Here is an 18,194-nt window from a genome sequence, read left to right on the forward strand (position 1 = left end):
TTGCGGCACTGGTCCGGGGACCGGCGGCCGGGCGCGCGGCGTCGCCTGGAACGTGTTACCGGGACGGAGTGATCAGCCCGTAGTGGCCGTCGTAGCGGTGGTAGAGGACGCAGCCCCGGCCGGTGGCCGTGTCGTTGAAGAAGACGAAGGGCAGCCCGGTGAGGTGCAACCGTGAAACGGCCTCGGTCACACTGCTCGTCGGCACGGGAACCGTGCTCACGCCGAGCAGACCGTCAACCTCCCGTTCCTGACTCAGAGGTCCCAGCGAAGCCATGCGATGCCGCCCGGTACGGACGTCGCGGTAGACGACGCTGTCGCGCCCGGAGGCCAGGTCCGTGAAAAGCCAGAAGTCGTGGTCCATGGCTTCCAGGTCGATCACGGCGTCCTCAGGCGTCTGATGGACCAGGCTGAAGGACTTGTGCCGCACGATCCGGCGCTCTTCGGCCGGAACGTGATGCCGGTGCGGACGGTGGTCGTGCCCTGCGCCGTCCCGCGATGTCCGGCTGTGCGCGCCGTTGCGGTGGGGGCCGCCCGCCGCATACCGCCGTGGCCGGGTGAGCCGGGCAGCCAGGCGCTCCTGCAGGAGGTCGACCGCTTCGAACATGCTGTTCGCGGCCACGTGGGCGCGTACTATCCGGCCGTTGACGTCCACCACGGCCTGAGCCGTGGCCGGACGGTTTGCCGAAGTGTTGACGGATTGCGTGAGCTTCACCCGCACGGTCAGCACGGGTCCGCGCACGTCGCCGATCACCGCGAGCATCTTTCCCTGGGCGTACACGTCCGCGCCATCGGGCACCTGCCCTCGGTTGCGGACCTGAACGTCGACTGTCCGGCTGGTCTTGAGACCGCTCATGAGAACTCCTCCTCGATCCCTTCCAGCCTGTCTGCCGGCAGCCGCTCCCGGGCAGAGCCGTCCGGACCCCGCCACGGCGCCACTGGTACCGACACCACCCGAGAACCAGGGACTTGCGGTCGGCCCGGCAAGGCCGTTCGGCCTACAGACCCAGAGACGGGTAAGCCGACGAGCCCCGGCCCGAGATCGCGTGACGTGCCGGACCGACAGCACGGCTCGGGTCGGCGGCTCCAGGTCGCCGCGACCGGCCGCGGTGACCGCGGCCGCTCAACCGACGGAAGAGCCCGTGGTGTCCCGCCCTGTTGTCAGTGATCGCTCTCGCGGCCGGTTGTCAGCCGGTTCACCACACCCACCACACCGTCCACGCGCCACGTGACCCTGATCAACGCCGCTGTATCGAGGGCAGGTTCGGATGATCCCACCATGGTGACCATCCCGTCGCGAACGTCGATGCGGAGCCCGTCGATGCGATGGGCGGCCGGCGCCCGTCCGGAGACAGCATCGGCGACGTCCGCGAGGATCTCCTCGTCCGTCCTCAGGAAGACGCGCAGCAGATCACGTCGCGTGGTGATGCCGATCAGACGGTCCTCCTCGTCCACCACCGGCAACCGGTCGACGTGGCGACGTTCCATGATGCGCGCGGCGTCGGCGACGCGCTGTTCGGGATGCACGGTTACAGCCGGGCTGGTCATCAGCTCGCTTGCCGCCAGGGCGAGTCCCGCGACGGAGTGGGCGTCGGCCGGTCGCCGTGGTGTGTGTGCCATCCGATGCCGCCCGGAGTCGTGCCGGCCGAGACAGCCCTGTTGCCTGGCAAGGTCTTTCCGTGAGACGACGCCCATGACCTTGTCGTCGTCATCCACCACCGGCAGCCCGCCGATCCGATGGGCGATGAGCATGCGAGCCAGTTCTTCGAAGGAGGTGTCCGGGCGGGCCTGGACCACCTCGCTGGTCATGACTTGGCCCACCGTCCGTTCTTCGGCCACGGTGCTCATCTCCACTCGTCTCGCAGGTTTCCGGATACCGCCGATGGCGCCCCGACCTCTGACTGCCCGCCGACCGCTGTGCTCAGCGCGCCGGGGGCCGGGAAGCCCCGGGTTCGTCTGCTCCTCATGCTTGCCGTTGCTTCCAGAGTGGGGCGGAGGACGGCCGGGGGACAGAACCGGTCAGGACCCGCACGCCGGGCCGTTCGGCCCGTGACAGGCCGGGCCGGGCGGGGCCCGCCGGGGAGAGGGCCCAACGGCCCTGGCGTGCACCCCGTTCGACCCCTGCCCGCGGCGCGACACGCCCCCCAGGCTGGCACCACTCGCATCGGCACCCAAGGGAAGGGGCGGCGGAAATGACCGTACGCATCGGAATCAACGGCTTCGGACGCATCGGCCGGAACTACCTGCGCTGCGTCATGGAACGCGCGGAGACGAGCAACGGCACCCCCATCGAGGTGGTGGCCGTCAACGACCTCACCTCTCCAGCTGCGCTGGCCCATCTGCTCACCTACGACTCCACCTACGGCCGACTCCACCGCACCGTTGATCACGACGGCGAATCCATCACGGTGGACGGTCACCGCATCGCGGTCACGTCCCGGCGCGACCCCGCCGACCTCCGGTGGGACGCGCTCGGCGTGGACGTCGTCATCGAGGCCACCGGCCGCTTCCGCACCAGGGAGGAAGCCGGCCGGCACCTGACGGCAGGAGCACGCAAGGTGCTGCTGTCCGTCCCCGGCAAGAGCGTCGACGCCACCATCGTCATGGGCGTCAACGAGTCCGCGTACGACCCGCGCGTCGACCACGTGATCTCCAACGCGTCCTGCACCACCAACTGCGTGGCCCCCATGATGAAGGTCCTCAGTGAGCGCTTCGGCATCGTCAAGGGACTGATGACCACCATCCACGGCTACACCAACGACCAGGTCGTGCTCGACGGCCCGCACAAGGACCTGCGCCGCGGCCGTACGGCCGCAGTGAACATCATCCCGACCAGCACCGGCGCCGCCCGCGCCGTCGGCCTGGTGCTCCCCGAACTCGCGGGCACCCTGGATGGCATCGCCGTGCGCGTGCCGGTCGAGGACGGCTCGCTGACCGACCTCAGCCTGGTGCTGGCACGGCAGGTGTCCGCACAGGACGTCAACGACGCTTTCCGGGAAGCCGCCGAGGGACCGCTGAAGGGCGTCCTGAGGGTGAGCGATGCCCCGATCGTCTCGCGCGACATCGTCGGCGACCCCGCCTCGTGCATCGTGGACGCCCCGCTGACTCAGGCCAACGGCAACCTGGTCAAGGTCTTCAGCTGGTACGACAACGAGTGGGGCTACACCAACCGTCTCGTCGACCTGACCCAGTACGTCGCCACGCTGCTCGACGCCCGGTGAGCCGGCGGCAGCCCGGGCAGCGGACGCCGTAGAGGCACGGAAGGCCAGGTGGTGGTGGCGCAAGCCGCTGTGCTGCCACTGCTGCAGCCACATCAGCCGGAGACCATCGGGCCCCGTCGAGGGACCTTCGGGACCTCAGCCGAGGACGCGTCCCGGGCAAGGCTGTAGGTGACAGGACGGAACGGAACGGGTGGCCACCCCGGTGGCCGGCCATGTGTGGCCACAGTGCCACCCACACCCAGGGAGCTTTCCATGACACAGGCGACCAGCGACCCCCGCACCACCATCGACGGTACCCCGTCGGACACGCTCATCGCCGTGAACCTCCTGGTCGACAACGCCTCCAAGGCGCTCGCCGACTTCGAGTCCTTCACGCAGGAGCAGGTCGACCACATCGTTGCCAAGGCGTCGGTGGCCGCCCTGGATCAGCACACCGCCCTGGCGCGCTCGGCGGTGGAGGAGACCGGGCGGGGTGTCTTCGAGGACAAGGCGGCGAAGAACATGTTCGCCTGCGAGCACGTCACCCACAGCATGTCCCGGGCGAGGACGGTCGGCGTCATCGGCCGCGACGACATCGAGGGCATCATCGAGATCGCCGAACCCGTCGGTGTGCTCTGCGCGGTCACGCCCGTCACCAACCCGACCTCCACCACCATCTTCAAGGCGTTGCTGGCGCTGAAGACACGCAACCCCGTCGTGTTCGCCTTCCACCCCTCCGCGCAGGCATGCAGCACCGAAGCCGCACGCATCGTGCGGGACGCCGCCGTCGCCGCCGGAGCGCCCGAGCATTGCGTGCAGTGGATCGAGGCTCCCTCCATCGAGGCCACGAGCCTCCTCATGCGACACCCAGGCGTCGCGCTGATCCTGGCGACCGGCGGCAACGCCATGGTCAAGGCCGCCTACTCGGCCGGCAAGCCCGCCGTCGGCGTCGGCGCCGGCAACGTGCCAGCCTACGTGCACCACAGCGCGGACCTGCGCCGGGCGGTCAACGACCTCGTCCTGTCCAAGTCCTTCGACAACGGCATGATCTGCGCGTCCGAGCAGGCGGTCATCCTGGACACCGACGTGTACGACGAGGCGCTCGCCGAATTCCGGCGCCTGCACGCGTACGTCGCCACGGCCGAGGAGAAGCGGAAGCTGGAGACCTACCTCTTTCCGCCCGACGCGGCTGGCCGACAGGGCCGCGTCAACCCGGCAGCCGTCGGACAGAGCCCCGACCGGATCGCCGAGCAGGCCGGGTTCACCGTACCTGCGGACACCTCGCTCATCCTGGCCGAGGCGAGCCACGTCGGGCCCGACGAGCCGCTGACGCGGGAGAAGCTCTGCCCCGTCCTCACCGTGCTGCGGGCAGCGTCCACCGAGGAGGGCTTCGATCTCGCGGCCGACATGGTCGACTTCCACGGGCAAGGACACAGCGCGGTGATCCACACCGGGGACCCGGCCCTCGCCGAGCGCTACGGCCGTCGTATGAAGACCGTACGGATCATCGTCAACTCGCCGTCCTCGCAGGGAGCGATCGGCGGCATCTACAACCGTCTGGTTCCGTCCCTGACCCTGGGCTGCGGTTCCTGGGGCAGTACTTCGGTCTCGGACAACGTCTCGGCCGCCCAGCTGCTCAACATCAAGCGCGTCACCGCCCGGCAGAACAACATGCAGTGGTTCAAGGTGCCGCCGAAGATCTACTTCGAGCCTCAGGCCATCCGCTACCTCGCCGCGATGCCCGAGGTCCACCGCGTCACCGTGGTCACCGACGCGACCATGACCCGTCTCGGTTACGTGGAGCGCGTGAGCCGTGTCCTGCAACAGCGGCAGAAACCCGTGACCATCCAGGTCATCGACGACGTCGAGCCGGAGCCGAGCATCGACTCCGTACAGCGTGGCGCCGCCCTCATGCGCGACTTCCGGCCGGACACCATCATCGCCCTGGGTGGCGGATCCCCCATGGACGCGGCGAAGGTGATGTGGCTGCTGTACGAACAGCCGGACGTCGACTTCGCCGACATGCGGCAGAAGTTCTCCGACATCCGTAAGCGGGCCTTCCGCTTCCCCGTGCTCGGCAAGCAGGCCCGTCTCGTCTGCGTCCCCACCACCTCGGGAACCGGCGCCGAGGTCACCCCCTTCGCCGTGATCTCCGACCCGGCGACCGGCAAGAAGTACCCGCTGGCCGACTACGCCCTGACCCCCAGCGTCGCGATCATCGATCCCGTCCTGACCAACGACCTGCCGGCGTCGCTCGCGGCCGACAGCGGCTTCGACGCCCTCACCCATGCCACCGAGGCGTACGTCTCCGTCTATGCCAACGACTTCACCGACGGTCTGGCGCTGCACGCCATCAGGCTGATCTTCGACCACCTCGAGGCGGCGGTCACCGGCGAGGCGGCACGGCGGAGCGTGGCACGGGAGAAGATGCACAACGCGGGCACCATCGCCGGCATGGCCTTCGGCAACGCCTTCCTCGGCATCGTCCACGCGATGTCCCACACCCTGGGCGCCACCTTCCACATCGCCCACGGGCGGACCAACGCGATCCTCCTGCCGCACGTGATCCGCTACAACGGCACCGTTCCCGGCAAGCTGACGGGATGGCCCAAGTACGAGAGCTACCGCGCGCCCGAGCGGTTCCAGGACATTGCCCGTGCCCTCGGGCTCCCGGCATCCACCCCCGCCGAGGGCGTGGCCTCGTACGCTGCCGCGGTGGAACGCCTGCGGGACGCCGTGGGCATCGAACCGTCCTTCCGCGCCCTGGGCCTCGACGAAACCGCCTTCATCGGCGCGCTGCCGCAGCAGGCACTGAACGCCTATGAGGACCAGTGCGCCCCGGCCAACCCGCGCATGCCGATGCTGGACGACATGGAGGACATCATGCGCACGGCCTACTATGCAGGGCCGCGGCCCCTTCCCTCTTTCTGACCGCGCGTAGGGCGGCGGCCGCTCTGCGGGCGGGCCGCCGCGACCGTGTGGGACCCGGGGTCCAGGGCAGCCATCTGGGGCGCGGCCGCGTATGAGGGCCATCCGGCCCTGGCCGAAGGTCCCGCTCGCACGGCACGATGCAGTGGATCCGCCGGCGGGCGGAAGATTCGGCGAACTCGGAGTGTGCGATGACGGACAGCAGCGGCGGCCTCACCGGGAAGGAACCGGTCAGGGTCTTCCTCCTCGACGATCACGAGGTCGTGCGCCGTGGTGTGCACGATCTGCTGGACGCCGAGCCGGACCTGACCGTGGTAGGGGAGGCGGGCACGGTCGAGCAGGCGCTCGTCCGTGTGCCCGCGCTGCGCCCGCAGGTCGCCGTACTGGATGTGCGCCTGCCGGACGGGGACGGCGTGAGTGTCTGCAGGGAGCTGCGCTCCCGAATGCCCGACCTCGCCTGCCTGATGCTGACGTCATTCGACGACGAGGAGGCGCTGCTCGACGCGATCATGGCAGGCGCGTCCGGATACGTGCTCAAGCAGATCACCGGGACCGACCTGGTGAACGCCGTGCGGACGGTCGCCTCCGGCCAGTCCATGCTGGACCCCGGCGCCACGGCGCGGGTGATGGCCCGGCTGCGCGGCGGACCTCCGCAGGAGGAGCTTCCGCAGGGTCTGCCCGGCCTGACGGAGCGCGAGCGTGAGATTCTTGCCCTGGTCGGGGAAGGGCTGACCAATCGTGAGATCGGTCAGCGGCTGTACCTGGCGGAGAAGACGGTCAAGAACAACATCTCCCGGCTGCTCGCCAAACTGGGCGTCGAACGGCGAGTGCAGGCCGCCGTCATCGCCACGCAGGCTCTGGCCGCCCAGGGAGACCAGAGCGGGCGGCTCGGCAAGGTGTGACGGCTGTCCCAGGATCTGAGCGCAGGTTCACGCGCCCGCGAAACGGCTGAGCGGCCCGGCCCGGCGTCCTTCTCGGACGTCGGGCCGGGCCGCTTCCGCATGTCTGCCGGAGAGGCCGGCCGGGGCCGTCCCCGGCGCGGGGCGGGGACGTCAGGCGTGCGGCACGACAGCTACGGGGCAGCGGGCGTGGTGCAGCGCGGCGTGGGCGACCGACCCGATACGGGTACCGACAGGCGTGTGGCGTGCCCGGCGGCCGACCACGAGCAACTGCGCGTTCGAAGCGGCCGACAGCAGCACCTGCCCGCCGCTCCCGATCTCGACGTGCTCGACGACCGGCACATCGGGGTACCGTGCGCGCCACGGAGCGAGTGCCTGAGCCAGCGCCTTCTTCTCGAACGGCTCCAGTCCTCCGGCTTCGTCGACCAGGCGCATCGAGCCCGCCCCGTAGGCGTAGACGGGTGGCAAGCTCCAGGCCCGTACCGCTCGAACGGCGGCGCCGCGTGCGGCTGCGGCCTCGAAGGCGAACCCGAGCACCGCGTCGCACTCCTCGGGCGTGCCCTGTTGGCCCACGACGATCTCGCTGCCTTCCGCGGGAAGCGACCTCTCGTCCCGAGTCCGGACGGACACCACTGGCCGGGTCGAGGAGGCGATCACCTGCTGTCCGTACGAGCCCAGCAGGAAGCCCATCAGGGCGCCGTGCCCGCGCGAACCGAGCACCAGGATGTCGGACCGTTCCGCCTCACGGAGCAGTGAGGCGACCGCAGTGTCGTGCACCACTTCAGCGGTGACGGTCAGGTCCGGGTACCGCCCGGCCACGTGCCTCTCGGCTTGACGCAGCACGGCGTTGGCGGACTTGGCCTGGGCCTCCTCGTCCTGGACGACGGGTACGTCCAGCGGATGCCACAGCCAGGCGTGCACGATGCGCAGCGGGACCTTGCGGATCTCGGCCTCGTGTGCCGCCCAGTCGGCCGCTGCCAGGCTCGCCTCTGATCCGTCCACTCCGACAGTGATAGCGCGGGTCATGGGGGGACTACCTTCCTATGGTTCGACGGGCACGGCCGGGCCGTCCAGGCCGCCCCTTTCTTCTCCTCCCCAGCATCGGCGAGGCGGGCGCCGTCGGCAGTGGGCCACTTGGCCCTGCGTCCCCGCCGTTCGGCCACGATCCCTGCCCGCCGCCCGGCCGGGTGCGGTCCTGTGGGGCCGCAGGTCCCGCAGCAGGGACCTGTGGCCCCTCTGCGGGCGTGTCGTGGCGGGCCACTGTGGAGATGCAAGGCCCTTCCCCGTTCTCCCGAGGAGCCGTTCATGTCCCGCAGTGTCACCGTCGGCTTCGACGGATCCCGTGAAAGCCTCGCCGCCGTGGACTGGGCGGCCAGGGAGGCAGTGTGCCGCGCGGTGCCGCTGCGGCTTCTCCAGGTCTGGAGCAAGAACGACGGCCGGCGCACGCGCCTGGTGGACCCGGTGACCGCCCAGGGGTGGGGTGAGCGGGCGCTCGGTACGGCGGAGAGGCGACTGCGCCGGCGCCACCCGGGTCTGCTGACCGAGACGCAGTGGGTCTGTGGTGACCCGGTGGAGGAGCTGTGTGCCGCCGCGGACGAGGCGGAGCTGCTGGTGCTCGGCTCCCGTGGCCTGGGCGGGTTGGCCGGCTTCCTCGCTGGGTCCGTGTCGCTGGCCGTGCTCGCCCGCACCCGGCGCCCGGTCGTCCTGGTCCGCCCGCACAACGGCCCGGCTGCGGGGGAGGACGGGCCGGCCGGAGAGGTCGTGGTCGGCCTGGACGTGTCCGCACCCGGCGACGAGGTGCTCGCCTTCGGCTTCGCGGCGGCCGACCGGTACGGCTGCGGTCTGCGGGTACTGCACACCTGGGCCGTTCCGTCGCTCTACGGAGCCGACATGGGCGCCGCCCTGCAACTGATGTGGGCGGAAGTCGCGCAGGACGCGCGCCGGGCGCTCGACGAGGCGCTGGCCCCGTGGACGGAGAAGTACCCCGGTGTTTCCGTCGTCCGTGAATGCCGCCAGGGCCAGCCGGCGCAGGACCTCGCGGAAGCCTCGCGAGGGGCCCGGCTGGTCGTGGTAGGTCGCCGGAACCGGCGTGCGCGGATCGGCACGCACATCGGGGCCGTCACCCACGCCGTCATCCACCACTCCCTGGCTCCCGTCACGGTCGTGCCGCACGACTGACCGACCGAACCGGCCGCTACCGTGCGGCATGCCGCCGCGCTTCCCGGGACCCGACATCCACCGAAGAGACAGGCGAGCAGCCATGACCACCTATGTGTACGACTTCTCCGAGGGCGGCCGGGACATGGCCGGTCTCCTGGGAGGCAAGGGAGCGAACCTCGCGGAGATGGCGCGCATGGGCCTGCCCGTGCCGCCCGGCTTCACCGTCACCACCGAAGCCTGCCGGATCTTCCTCGCCACGGGGCAGGCTCCGGACGGCCTCGACCGGCAGATCGGCGAGCATCTCGCGGCGCTGGAACGAGCCGCCGGGAAGCGGCTCGGCCAGGTGGACGACCCGCTCCTGCTCTCCGTCCGCTCGGGGGCGAGGTTCTCGATGCCGGGCATGATGGAGACCATCCTCGACATCGGGCTGAACGATCTCTCGGTCCTGGGCCTGGCCAAGACCCCCGAGCGCGAACGCTTCGCCTGGGACTCCTACCGGCGCCTCGTGCAGATGTTCGGCAGTACGGTCATGGGCGTCGACGGCTCCCACTTCGAGGCGGCGCTCGCCGCCGTCAAGCAGCAACACAGCCGGGGCGACGACACGCAGTTGGACACCTGCGACCTCATCCGGATCGTCGAGACCTTCAAGGACCTGATCCAAGAGCGGACCGGGGAGGAATTCCCGCAGGATCCGGCCGAGCAACTCCGGCGGGCGGTACTCGCCGTCTTCACCTCTTGGAACGGCGACCGCGCACGCCTGTACCGCCGGCGCGAGCACATTCCGGACGATCTGGGCACCGCGGTCAACATCCAGACCATGGTCTTCGGCAATCTCGGTCCGGACTCAGGCAGCGGCGTCGCCTTCACCCGGGATCCGGCGACCGGCCGACCGGGCGTCTACGGCGACTACCTGCCCAACGCCCAAGGGGAAGACGTCGTCGCCGGCATCCGCAACACCGTGCCCCTCCAGGACTTGGCCGGTCTCGACCCTGCGTCGTTCGCGCGGCTGCGCAGCTACATGGACCGGCTGGAGGCCCACTACCGCGATCTGTGCGACATCGAGTTCACCATCGAACGCGGCACACTGTGGATGCTCCAGACCCGCATCGGCAAGCGCACGGCCCAGGCCGCCTTCGCCATCGCCTCCCAGCTCGCCGACGAAGGACTGATCAGCGAGCGGGAGGCGCTGGGTCGGGTCGGCGGCGAGGCGCTCGCACGGCTGATGTTCCCCCGCTTCGCCACCACGGACTCGAGCGAGGTCATCGCGCGGGGCGTGCCCGCCTCACCGGGAGCGGCCGTGGGCGCCGTCGTGTTCGATTCCGCGGAAGCGGTCCGCAGGGCGGCCGCCGGCGAGAAGGTCGTTCTCGTACGTCAGGAGACGACGCCCGACGACCTGCCGGGCATGGTCGCTGCCCAGGCGGTGCTCACCAGCCGGGGCGGGAAGACCAGCCACGCCGCGGTCGTCGCGCGCGGCATGGGCAAGGTGTGCGTGTGCGGGGCGGAGGGCATCGTCGTGGACACCCGGGAGCGGCGCTTCAGCGCCGGTGGCGTGACGGTCCCCGAAGGCACGGTCGTCTCCGTCGACGGGTCGGAAGGCGTGGTGCGCCTCGGCTCCGTACCCCTGGTCGACTCCGACGTCATGCGGTACTTCGAGGAGGGCGGCGTGCTGCCGGCCGACGGCACGGCCCGGCAGCCGGTGCGTGATGTGCACCGGCTCATGCGGCAGGCGGACGCCGTGCGGGGCCTGGAGGTCAGGGCGAACGCGGACACCCCCGAGGACGCGGCTCGCGCCCGTCGCTTCGGTGCCCAGGGGATCGGCCTGTGCCGTACCGAGCACATGTTCCTCGGCGACCGGCGCCCCCTGGTCGAGGCGATGATCCTCGCGCACGGCGACACCGAACGAGAGGCGGCACTCGCGGTGCTGCTGCCGCTCCAGAGGCACGACTTCATCGGCATCCTCGAAGCGATGGACGGCCTGCCGGTCACCGTCCGGCTGCTCGACCCGCCACTTCACGAGTTTCTGCCGGACCGCACGGAACTCGCCGTCCGTCTCGCACGCGGCGAAGCGCTCGGCACACCGGCCGATCCGCACGACAGCGAACTCCTGGCGGCCGTTACGCGCATGCACGAGGAGAACCCGATGCTCGGCCTGCGTGGTGTGCGCCTGGGGCTGGTGGTGCCGGGGCTGGTGGCCATGCAGGTACGGGCCCTCGCGGAGGCCGTCGTCGCGCGCAGGCGTGCGGGCGGCGACCCTCGGGCGGAGATCATGGTCCCGCTGGTGGACGCGGTCGAGGAGCTCCACCTCGTACGGGAGGAAGTGGACCGGGTCCTGGCAGAGGTTTCGCAAGAGACCGGCGTCGACGTCACCTGCCCGGTAGGAACCATGATCGAACTGCCCAGGGCGGCTCTCACCGCCGGCCGGATCGCGAAGGAGGCGGCGTTCTTCTCCTTCGGCACGAACGACCTGACACAGACCACCTGGGGCTTCTCCCGCGACGACGTCGAAGCCGCGTTCTTCTCCGCGTACCTCGACAAGGGCGTCTTCCCCGTCTCCCCGTTCGAGACGATCGACCGTGAAGGCGTCGGCCGGCTGGTGCGGATCGCGGTCGAGGAGGGCCGGGCAGCTCGCCCGGACCTGAAGATCGGCGTGTGCGGGGAGCATGGAGGGGACCCCGCTTCGGTCCACTTCTTCCACGGGGCCGGGCTGGACTACGTCTCCTGCTCGCCCTTCCGTGTCCCGGTCGCCCGCCTTGAGGCCGGCCGGGCAGCCCTGGAAGCGAACGGCACCGACGCGAGCGCATAGCCCCCGCACCGTGCTGCCCGGGCGCGCGGAGAGCCGCGTCGTCATGCACTCGTACCCGCCGCGGCTGCCGGGTAGGGCTCGTGACGCTCTGCGGGAGGGCCCATGGTCCCTCGCCTCGACGGGACCACAGGCCCTCTCCGCCCCGCTCACCGGGGCCGGTCAGCGGGCTCCGCCTTGCCTCTTCGACCCTGGCCGGCGACACAGCCGACGGGAACCATCAGCAGTGAGAAAGGGCGATCGCCCACCTCGCCTCCGCCCCGGCCCAGGAGATGACGACATGACCGTGACCGTCCAGCACTCTGCCGACCACAGCCCCCTCGTCACCCGGTCGTGGCGTGGTTTCACCGGCGAGGAGTGGCAGCGACACATCGGCGTCCGTTCCTTCATCCAGGCCAACTACACGCCCTACGAAGGCGATGCCGCATTCCTGGCCGGTCCCACGGAGCGCACCCGCACCGTGTGGAAGACCGTCACCGCGCTCTTCCCGGAGGAGCGCCGCAAGGGTGTGCTCGACGTGGACACCGCCATGCCGTCCACCATCACCTCCCACGCGCCCGGCTACATCGACCGCGACCGGGAACTGATCGTCGGATTGCAGACCGATGCTCCGCTGAAGCGGGCGATCATGCCCAACGGCGGGCTGCGGATGGTGGACAACGCGCTGCGCGCGTACGGCTTCGAACCGGATCCGTTCGTCACCAAGGTCTTCGGCACATACCGCAAGACCCACAACGACGGTGTCTTCGACGCCTACACCCCCGAAATGCTGGGCGCCCGCAGGGCCGGCATCATCACCGGCCTGCCAGACGCCTACGGGCGAGGCCGCATCATCGGCGACTACCGTCGTGTCGCGCTGTACGGAACCGCCCGGCTGATCGAGGCCAAGCGAGCCGAGCGGATCCGGCTGGACGAGACACCGTCCACGGCCGACGTGATCCGCGACCGCGAGGAACTGGCCGAGCAGATCAGGGCACTGGGCGAGCTGGAACGGATGGCCACCTCTTACGGCTGCGACGTGTCCCGTCCCGCAGCCACCGCGCACGAGGCCATCCAATGGCTCTACCTCGGCTTCCTCGCCGCCGTGAAGGAGCAGAACGGCGCGGCGATGTCCCTGGGCCGCACCTCCACCTTCCTGGACGTCTACCTCCAGCGTGACCTCGACGAAGGAAAAATCGACGAGAGCCGCGCCCAGGAACTCATCGACGACTTCGTGATCAAGCTGCGGATCGTGCGGTTCCTGCGCACACCGGAGTACGACGCGCTGTTCTCCGGCGACCCCACCTGGGTCACCGAGTCCATCGGCGGCATCGGAGAGGACGGCCGCCCCCTGGTCACCCGCACGTCCTTCCGCCTTCTCCAGACCCTGTACAACCTCGGCCCCGCCCCCGAGCCCAACCTGACCGTGTTGTGGTCCCCCCGACTGCCGGCGGGCTTCAAGCAGTTCTGCGCCCAAACATCCATCGACACCAGCTCCATCCAGTACGAGTCCGACGACCTCCTTCGCCCCCGCACCGGCGACGACACCGCGATCGCCTGCTGCGTCTCCGCGATGGCGGTGGGCAAGCAGATGCAATTCTTCGGTGCCCGTGTGAATCTGGCCAAGGCGCTGCTGTACGCCATCAACGGCGGCCGCGATGAGATGAACGGCGAGCAGGTCGCCCCGGCGACGGCCCCGCTGACCGGCGAGCAGCTCGACTACGCCGATGTGGCCGACGCGTACGACCGCACGCTGGACTGGCTCGCCGCGACCTACGTCAACGCGCTCAACGTGATCCACTACATGCACGACAAGTACGCCTACGAGCGCATCGAGATGGCCCTGCACGACCACCCGGTGCATCGGACGATGGCCTGTGGCATCGCTGGGCTGTCCGTGGCGGCCGACAGCCTCTCGGCCATCAAGCACGCCCGTGTCAGGGTCATTCGGGATGCCACCGGGCTCGCCGTCGACTACCACGTCGCGGGCGACTACCCGACCTACGGCAACGACGACGACCGCGCCGACCGCATCGCGGTCGACCTGGTCCGCTCCTTCATGGCCAAGGTGCGCCGCCACGCGGCCTACCGGGGTGCCGAGCACACACAGTCGGTGCTCACCATCACCTCCAACGTCGTCTACGGCAAGCACACCGGCAACACCCCCGACGGCCGCCGTGCGGGTACGCCTTTCGCCCCGGGCGCAAACCCGATGAACGGACGTGACCGACACGGGATGGCGGCATCGGCGCTGTCGGTCGCGAAGATCCCGTATGACCAGGCCCGCGACGGCATCTCCCTGACGTCCACCATCACACCGGAGGGCCTGGGGCACGATCCGGCCGAACGTGCGGAACACCTCGTCGGGATCCTCGACGCCTACACCGCCGCAGGCGGTTTCCACATGAACGTCAACGTCCTCGACCGAGCCACCCTCGAGGACGCCATGGAACACCCGGACAACTACCCCGACCTGACCATCCGCGTCTCCGGCTACGCCGTCAACTTCGTCCGCCTCACACGCGAACAGCAACTCGACGTCATCAACCGCACCTTCCACGGTGCGCGATGACCACGGGCCGCATCCACTCCTGGGACCTGTCCACCGGCGTGGACGGGCCCGGCACCCGTTTCGTTCTCTTCCTCAGTGGCTGTCAGCTGCGCTGCCTGTACTGTGCCAACCCCGACACCTGGCACATACGCGACGGGCAGCCGGTCACCGTGGACGAAGTGGTGGGGCGCATTGAGCGGTACCGGCAGTTCACCACCCTGGCCGGTGGAGGCGTGACGCTGACCGGGGGCGAGCCTCTGCTCCAGTCCGCCTTCACCGCCGAGGTGTTCCGACGCTGCAAGGAGCTCGGCCTGCACACCGCACTGGACACCTCCGGCGCCCTCGGCACTCGCGCCGACGACGCACTCCTGGCCGATACCGACCTGGTCCTGCTCGACATCAAGTCCTTCGACGCCGGCGTCTACATGCACCTGACCGGCGGCCACCTTGCACCCACCCTCAACTTCGTCACCCGGCTGAACCGTCTCGGCGTCCCGACCTGGATCCGCTACGTCCTGGTCCCCGGCTGGACCGACGATCCGGCTGCCATCGATGGTCTGGGCCGCTTCCTCGCGGAACTGGACAATGTCGACCGCGTCGACGTCCTGCCTTTCCATAAACTCGGTACCCACAAGTACGACTCGCTCGGCATCCCCTTCCCGCTCCGCGACAATCCGGTTCCGGACGCCGCACTGGTCGAGCGCGTTCGCGACCAGTTCCGGGCGCACGGCTTGCGGGCACACTGAACCAGCCGGATGCGCTCCACACGAGACAGCGTCGGCCTTGTCCGCGCGCGGGCTCCTGTTCCGCCTTGGGACGCGTCACAACCAGCGTTGTACGGTTCCGGCCCAGCTCATTCCGGCGCCGACAGCGGCGTGCAGAACGGTGCTCTCCGGGTGGAGGCGGCCTTGCTCCCGTGCCACGTGGAGTGCCATGGGGATCGAGGCCGCGCCCGTGTTGCCGAACGTCTCGGCTCCGACGACCAGCGCGCGTCCATCGGGGTGGGATGCGGCGAGGATGTCGCGCGCCGTCTTCAAGGCGTAGAGGAACCCCGCGCATGCTCCGCCGACATCGGTGGCCCAGGCTCGGTCTGCGCCGAGACGGTGCTGTACCCGACAGGCTGTGGCGACCGCGAGCTGATCCGGTGTGCTCGTTGCCACCAGGATGATATCGATGTCCCGGGGTGACAGGTGAGCATCGGCGAGGGCGTGTTCGGCAGCGGAGACTGCGAGGTCGGACGTGGCCTGGCCGGGCTCCGCATACTGCCGCTGCCGGACACCGGTCATGCGCTCGATCCACTCCGGGTCCACCCCGTACTGGTCGGCGATGTCCGCATTGCTGACTCGGCGCTCCGGGATGTGCACACCCAGCCCCTGGATTCCGAACGCGATGGACGGCGCCTGGCCGCTCACGTCCGGACCTCCTTGGCGTGCGCCTTCTGCACCACGTGCGCACAGTGGGACACGGTCACACCCTGCTCGGCCAGCAGTGAGTCGTCGATGGGCCTGCCGAATTCCTCCTCGGCTCGGACTGCGATCTCCACTACCTCAAGCGAGTCAAGGTCGAGATCTTCAACAAGTCGGGATTCCGAGGAGATCTCATCGACCGGGCAATCGGCGACGGCGGCAATAATGGCCGTGACCCGGTACAGAACGTCAGCAGCTGTAGGCATCATGGACTTCCATCTCGGTGGACTGCGAGGAAAGGACTATCGATGGTGGCGCCGGTCAGGCGCCTGGCGCGGCAGCGTGTGCCGGCAGGGTGTCATCGCTCGGCGTGCGCGCTTGCAGTGATCCTCGGGGCGCGTGTCATGCGACGGTGCTCCGGTCGCCCGCGGTGAGGATCTCCAGGTCGGTGTAGAAACGCCCCGACGGGCGGGGCTGGCCTAGCAGGATGCGGCGCGCGGCGTCGGCGGTGAGGGCGCCGCCCAGAGCTACTCCCGAGGCGAGTTGCGGCCAGCTGCTGAGGGTGATGCCGATCTGGGAGACGGAAGCTGTCAGCTCCGGGCTGATGCGCTCCCGGTCGACCATGGTGAGGATGACGTCGACCATTTCCTCGTGGGTGAGGTCCCTCAGGTCGCTGGAGGTCGTCTCGCCGAGAAGGCCGTGCAGCAGGGGCCGGTCGGGTTCGAGGTCGAACCGTTCCACGTCCAGCAAGCCCCGATCGTTTGCGTCCATGACGACCGGGATGCCCAGCGCCCGGGCGTGCTCGCGGGCGGCGATCTTCACGTAGGGGGTGTCGCACTCTTCGACGAGAAGGTCGATGGGGCCCGCGCCGCCGGTGAAGAACTCCTCCATGGTGGCATCGGTCAGACCACCCTGGTAGAGCTCGATGTCCAGCCAGGGGGCGATCTCCAACATCTGCCGGGCTGCGAGCACGCACTTGTTCAGACCAAGATGGTGGACACCCGCACGCAACCGGTTGAGGTTCGAGACGCTGAGGGAGTCGAAGTCGGCCAGCTTGAACGATCCGCCGATGCCCTCCATCGCGAAGGTCAGGGCGGCGCTGCTCCCGACAGAAAGACCGATGACGCCCACGCGGCGTCCCAGCAGCCGACGCTGCTGGGCGCGGTCGATCCGTCCGCGGTTGCGGTCGGTGCGCACGAGGCGGAACTCCTCGCGGGGCAACAGGTGCACCAGGCGTCCCGACCACGGGTACCAGACCCACGTCCCGTACTCCTGCGGACTGGCGTCGGCCAGTTGTTCCGCCACGGCGCGCTCCACCGCGTCCGGCGAGGAACGCAGACGCGGCTCACGGCTGGTGACCAGCTCTGTCAGCTGATCCGTGATCGTGTCCATCACTTCGCGGACCTGCCCCGAATCGATCAGGCTTTGCAGGCCGATCCGGTCCTGCTCGCGATCCAGGGTGAAGAGCACAGGCTGCCAGCACACGCTCGAATGCGGGGCAGCGCTCCCGGCTGCGGCCATGAGGCGGGTGGGGTACAGGCGCAACGGGTTCAGCGGCGTGTGCCCGGCCTGCGATGCAACACCCAGCCCGGCATGTTGTGCCGGGATGACCGAAGTGGGAAACGCTTCCTCCAACTGCTCGACGAGCCCGGTGAACTCGCCTGCCGAGAACCCGGGGCGGTACAGCATGATCACCACGTCTTCGGTGTAGTGCCCGACGTAGCGGCGCGTTCCTGGGACCGGACGGAAGCCGAATCGCTCGTGGAAACGGTCCTGGCCATCTGCGGTGCCCGAGGTACCGATCATCGCCTTGGCTCCCAGGAAACGCGCGGCACCCATGGCGAAGGCGTTCAAGTAGATCCCCAGACCCAGCTTGCGCGCTTGGTGCTCCACTGCCAGACGGCTGTGCTCAAACGTTTCCGCAACACCGAGGCCGTGCTCCCGGAGCACATCCTCATAGCGATCGGCACCCAAATGAGCCCGGGTCTGAAAAAGGCCGCCCGTCTCCGGCGTCGAAAGCCGCACGTATCCCAACGGTGGCCCTCCCGCCTCGCGCCTCCCGACGAAGTGCCAGGCGCCGAAGTCCAGATCCTGATCGTCGGCGTAGCCGCCGTCCGGAGTTCGGAAGTCGGGCCGGCGGCCACGGTCGAACAGGATTTTCGCCCTCAGCTCGCGATCCGCCCGACCAGCTCCGCTTCGCCCGACTCGCCGGTTTCGACGCGGAACGCGGATACGTGCCACGGAACGCCTGTAGTCATGGGAATGCTCTTCACA

At 69.4% G+C, this 18,194-nt stretch carries 13 protein-coding genes; 7 read left to right on the plus strand and 6 right to left on the minus strand.

The features are described from left to right. Nucleotides 1-55 precede the first annotated feature (55 nt). The gene (locus OG594_RS38730; RefSeq protein ID WP_266607087.1) at nucleotides 56-853 is read right to left on the minus strand and encodes a sigma 54 modulation/S30EA ribosomal C-terminal domain-containing protein; all 798 of its coding nucleotides are present in this window, start codon (nucleotides 851-853) and stop codon (nucleotides 56-58) included. A 305-nt stretch (nucleotides 854-1,158) separates the two neighbouring features. Continuing rightward, nucleotides 1,159-1,845 carry a CBS domain-containing protein gene (locus OG594_RS38735; RefSeq protein WP_266607088.1) on the minus strand — a complete coding sequence of 229 codons (687 nt, stop codon included), beginning with the start codon at nucleotides 1,843-1,845 and terminating at the stop codon, nucleotides 1,159-1,161. Nucleotides 1,846-2,189: 344 nt separating this feature from the next. Between OG594_RS38735 and gap the strand changes: the two genes are divergently transcribed. The 3 genes from gap (at nucleotide 2,190) to OG594_RS38750 (ending at nucleotide 7,027) form a co-directional block, all read left to right on the plus strand. Beyond that, nucleotides 2,190-3,218 carry a type I glyceraldehyde-3-phosphate dehydrogenase gene (gap, locus tag OG594_RS38740; protein ID WP_266607089.1) on the plus strand — a complete coding sequence of 343 codons (1,029 nt, stop codon included), beginning with the start codon at nucleotides 2,190-2,192 and terminating at the stop codon, nucleotides 3,216-3,218. A gap of 252 nt (nucleotides 3,219-3,470) precedes the next feature. Continuing rightward, nucleotides 3,471-6,128 carry a bifunctional acetaldehyde-CoA/alcohol dehydrogenase gene (gene adhE, locus OG594_RS38745; RefSeq protein WP_266607090.1) on the plus strand — a complete coding sequence of 886 codons (2,658 nt, stop codon included), beginning with the start codon at nucleotides 3,471-3,473 and terminating at the stop codon, nucleotides 6,126-6,128. Nucleotides 6,129-6,316: 188 nt separating this feature from the next. Continuing rightward, nucleotides 6,317-7,027, plus strand: coding sequence for a response regulator transcription factor (locus OG594_RS38750; protein ID WP_030895875.1), 711 nt, complete (start codon nucleotides 6,317-6,319; stop codon nucleotides 7,025-7,027). A gap of 150 nt (nucleotides 7,028-7,177) precedes the next feature. Here the strand turns inward: OG594_RS38750 and OG594_RS38755 are convergent, their stop codons facing one another. Continuing rightward, nucleotides 7,178-8,050, minus strand: coding sequence for a universal stress protein (locus tag OG594_RS38755; protein WP_266607091.1), 873 nt, complete (start codon nucleotides 8,048-8,050; stop codon nucleotides 7,178-7,180). 279 nt (nucleotides 8,051-8,329) lie between these two features. Between OG594_RS38755 and OG594_RS38760 the strand changes: the two genes are divergently transcribed. From OG594_RS38760 to pflA, 4 genes are all read left to right on the plus strand, one after another. Further along, entirely contained in the window at nucleotides 8,330-9,202 is an 873-nt protein-coding gene (locus OG594_RS38760) for a universal stress protein (protein ID WP_266607092.1), read from the plus strand. Nucleotides 9,203-9,284: 82 nt separating this feature from the next. Next, nucleotides 9,285-11,987 (plus strand): pyruvate, phosphate dikinase, encoded by a 2,703-nt coding sequence (ppdK, locus tag OG594_RS38765; protein WP_266607093.1) that lies wholly within the window; start codon nucleotides 9,285-9,287, stop codon nucleotides 11,985-11,987. Nucleotides 11,988-12,264: 277 nt separating this feature from the next. Then, complete coding sequence (pflB, locus tag OG594_RS38770) at nucleotides 12,265-14,535, plus strand: formate C-acetyltransferase (RefSeq protein WP_266607094.1); 2,271 nt, start codon at nucleotides 12,265-12,267, stop codon at nucleotides 14,533-14,535. After that, the gene (gene pflA / locus OG594_RS38775; RefSeq protein WP_266607095.1) at nucleotides 14,532-15,260 is read left to right on the plus strand and encodes a pyruvate formate-lyase-activating protein; all 729 of its coding nucleotides are present in this window, start codon (nucleotides 14,532-14,534) and stop codon (nucleotides 15,258-15,260) included. The genes pflB and pflA overlap by 4 nt, the downstream gene beginning before the upstream one ends. Before the next feature lie 75 nt (nucleotides 15,261-15,335). On the opposite strand, the gene OG594_RS38780 is transcribed toward pflA, so the two are convergent. From OG594_RS38780 to OG594_RS38790, 3 genes are all read right to left on the minus strand, one after another. Beyond that, complete coding sequence (locus OG594_RS38780) at nucleotides 15,336-15,926, minus strand: 3-oxoacyl-ACP synthase III family protein (protein WP_266607096.1); 591 nt, start codon at nucleotides 15,924-15,926, stop codon at nucleotides 15,336-15,338. Next, complete coding sequence (locus OG594_RS38785; RefSeq protein WP_266607097.1) at nucleotides 15,923-16,189, minus strand: acyl carrier protein; 267 nt, start codon at nucleotides 16,187-16,189, stop codon at nucleotides 15,923-15,925. Before OG594_RS38785 ends, OG594_RS38780 begins: the two co-directional genes overlap by 4 nt. 133 nt (nucleotides 16,190-16,322) lie before the next feature. Next, nucleotides 16,323-18,161, minus strand: a complete 1,839-nt coding sequence (locus OG594_RS38790; protein WP_266607098.1) for a ThiF family adenylyltransferase — start codon at nucleotides 18,159-18,161, stop codon at nucleotides 16,323-16,325. Nucleotides 18,162-18,194: the final 33 nt, after the last annotated feature.

It is taken from the genome of Streptomyces sp. NBC_01214 (assembly GCF_026340975.1).
Taxonomy (GTDB): domain Bacteria; phylum Actinomycetota; class Actinomycetes; order Streptomycetales; family Streptomycetaceae; genus Streptomyces.

Bases quoted from the DNA above. Each gene is read 5' to 3' on its own strand.
- OG594_RS38735 (WP_266607088.1), bottom strand. From the start codon at position 1,845: ATGAGCACCGTGGCCGAAGAACGGACGGTGGGCCAAGTCATGACCAGC.
- gap (WP_266607089.1), top strand. From the start codon at position 2,190: ATGACCGTACGCATCGGAATCAACGGCTTCGGACGCATCGGCCGGAAC.
- OG594_RS38785 (WP_266607097.1), bottom strand. From the start codon at position 16,189: ATGATGCCTACAGCTGCTGACGTTCTGTACCGGGTCACGGCCATTATT.
- OG594_RS38755 (WP_266607091.1), bottom strand. From the start codon at position 8,050: ATGACCCGCGCTATCACTGTCGGAGTGGACGGATCAGAGGCGAGCCTG.
- OG594_RS38750 (WP_030895875.1), top strand. From the start codon at position 6,317: ATGACGGACAGCAGCGGCGGCCTCACCGGGAAGGAACCGGTCAGGGTC.
- adhE (WP_266607090.1), top strand. From the start codon at position 3,471: ATGACACAGGCGACCAGCGACCCCCGCACCACCATCGACGGTACCCCG.
- pflB (WP_266607094.1), top strand. From the start codon at position 12,265: ATGACCGTGACCGTCCAGCACTCTGCCGACCACAGCCCCCTCGTCACC.
- OG594_RS38760 (WP_266607092.1), top strand. From the start codon at position 8,330: ATGTCCCGCAGTGTCACCGTCGGCTTCGACGGATCCCGTGAAAGCCTC.
- pflA (WP_266607095.1), top strand. From the start codon at position 14,532: ATGACCACGGGCCGCATCCACTCCTGGGACCTGTCCACCGGCGTGGAC.
- ppdK (WP_266607093.1), top strand. From the start codon at position 9,285: ATGACCACCTATGTGTACGACTTCTCCGAGGGCGGCCGGGACATGGCC.
- OG594_RS38730 (WP_266607087.1), bottom strand. From the start codon at position 853: ATGAGCGGTCTCAAGACCAGCCGGACAGTCGACGTTCAGGTCCGCAAC.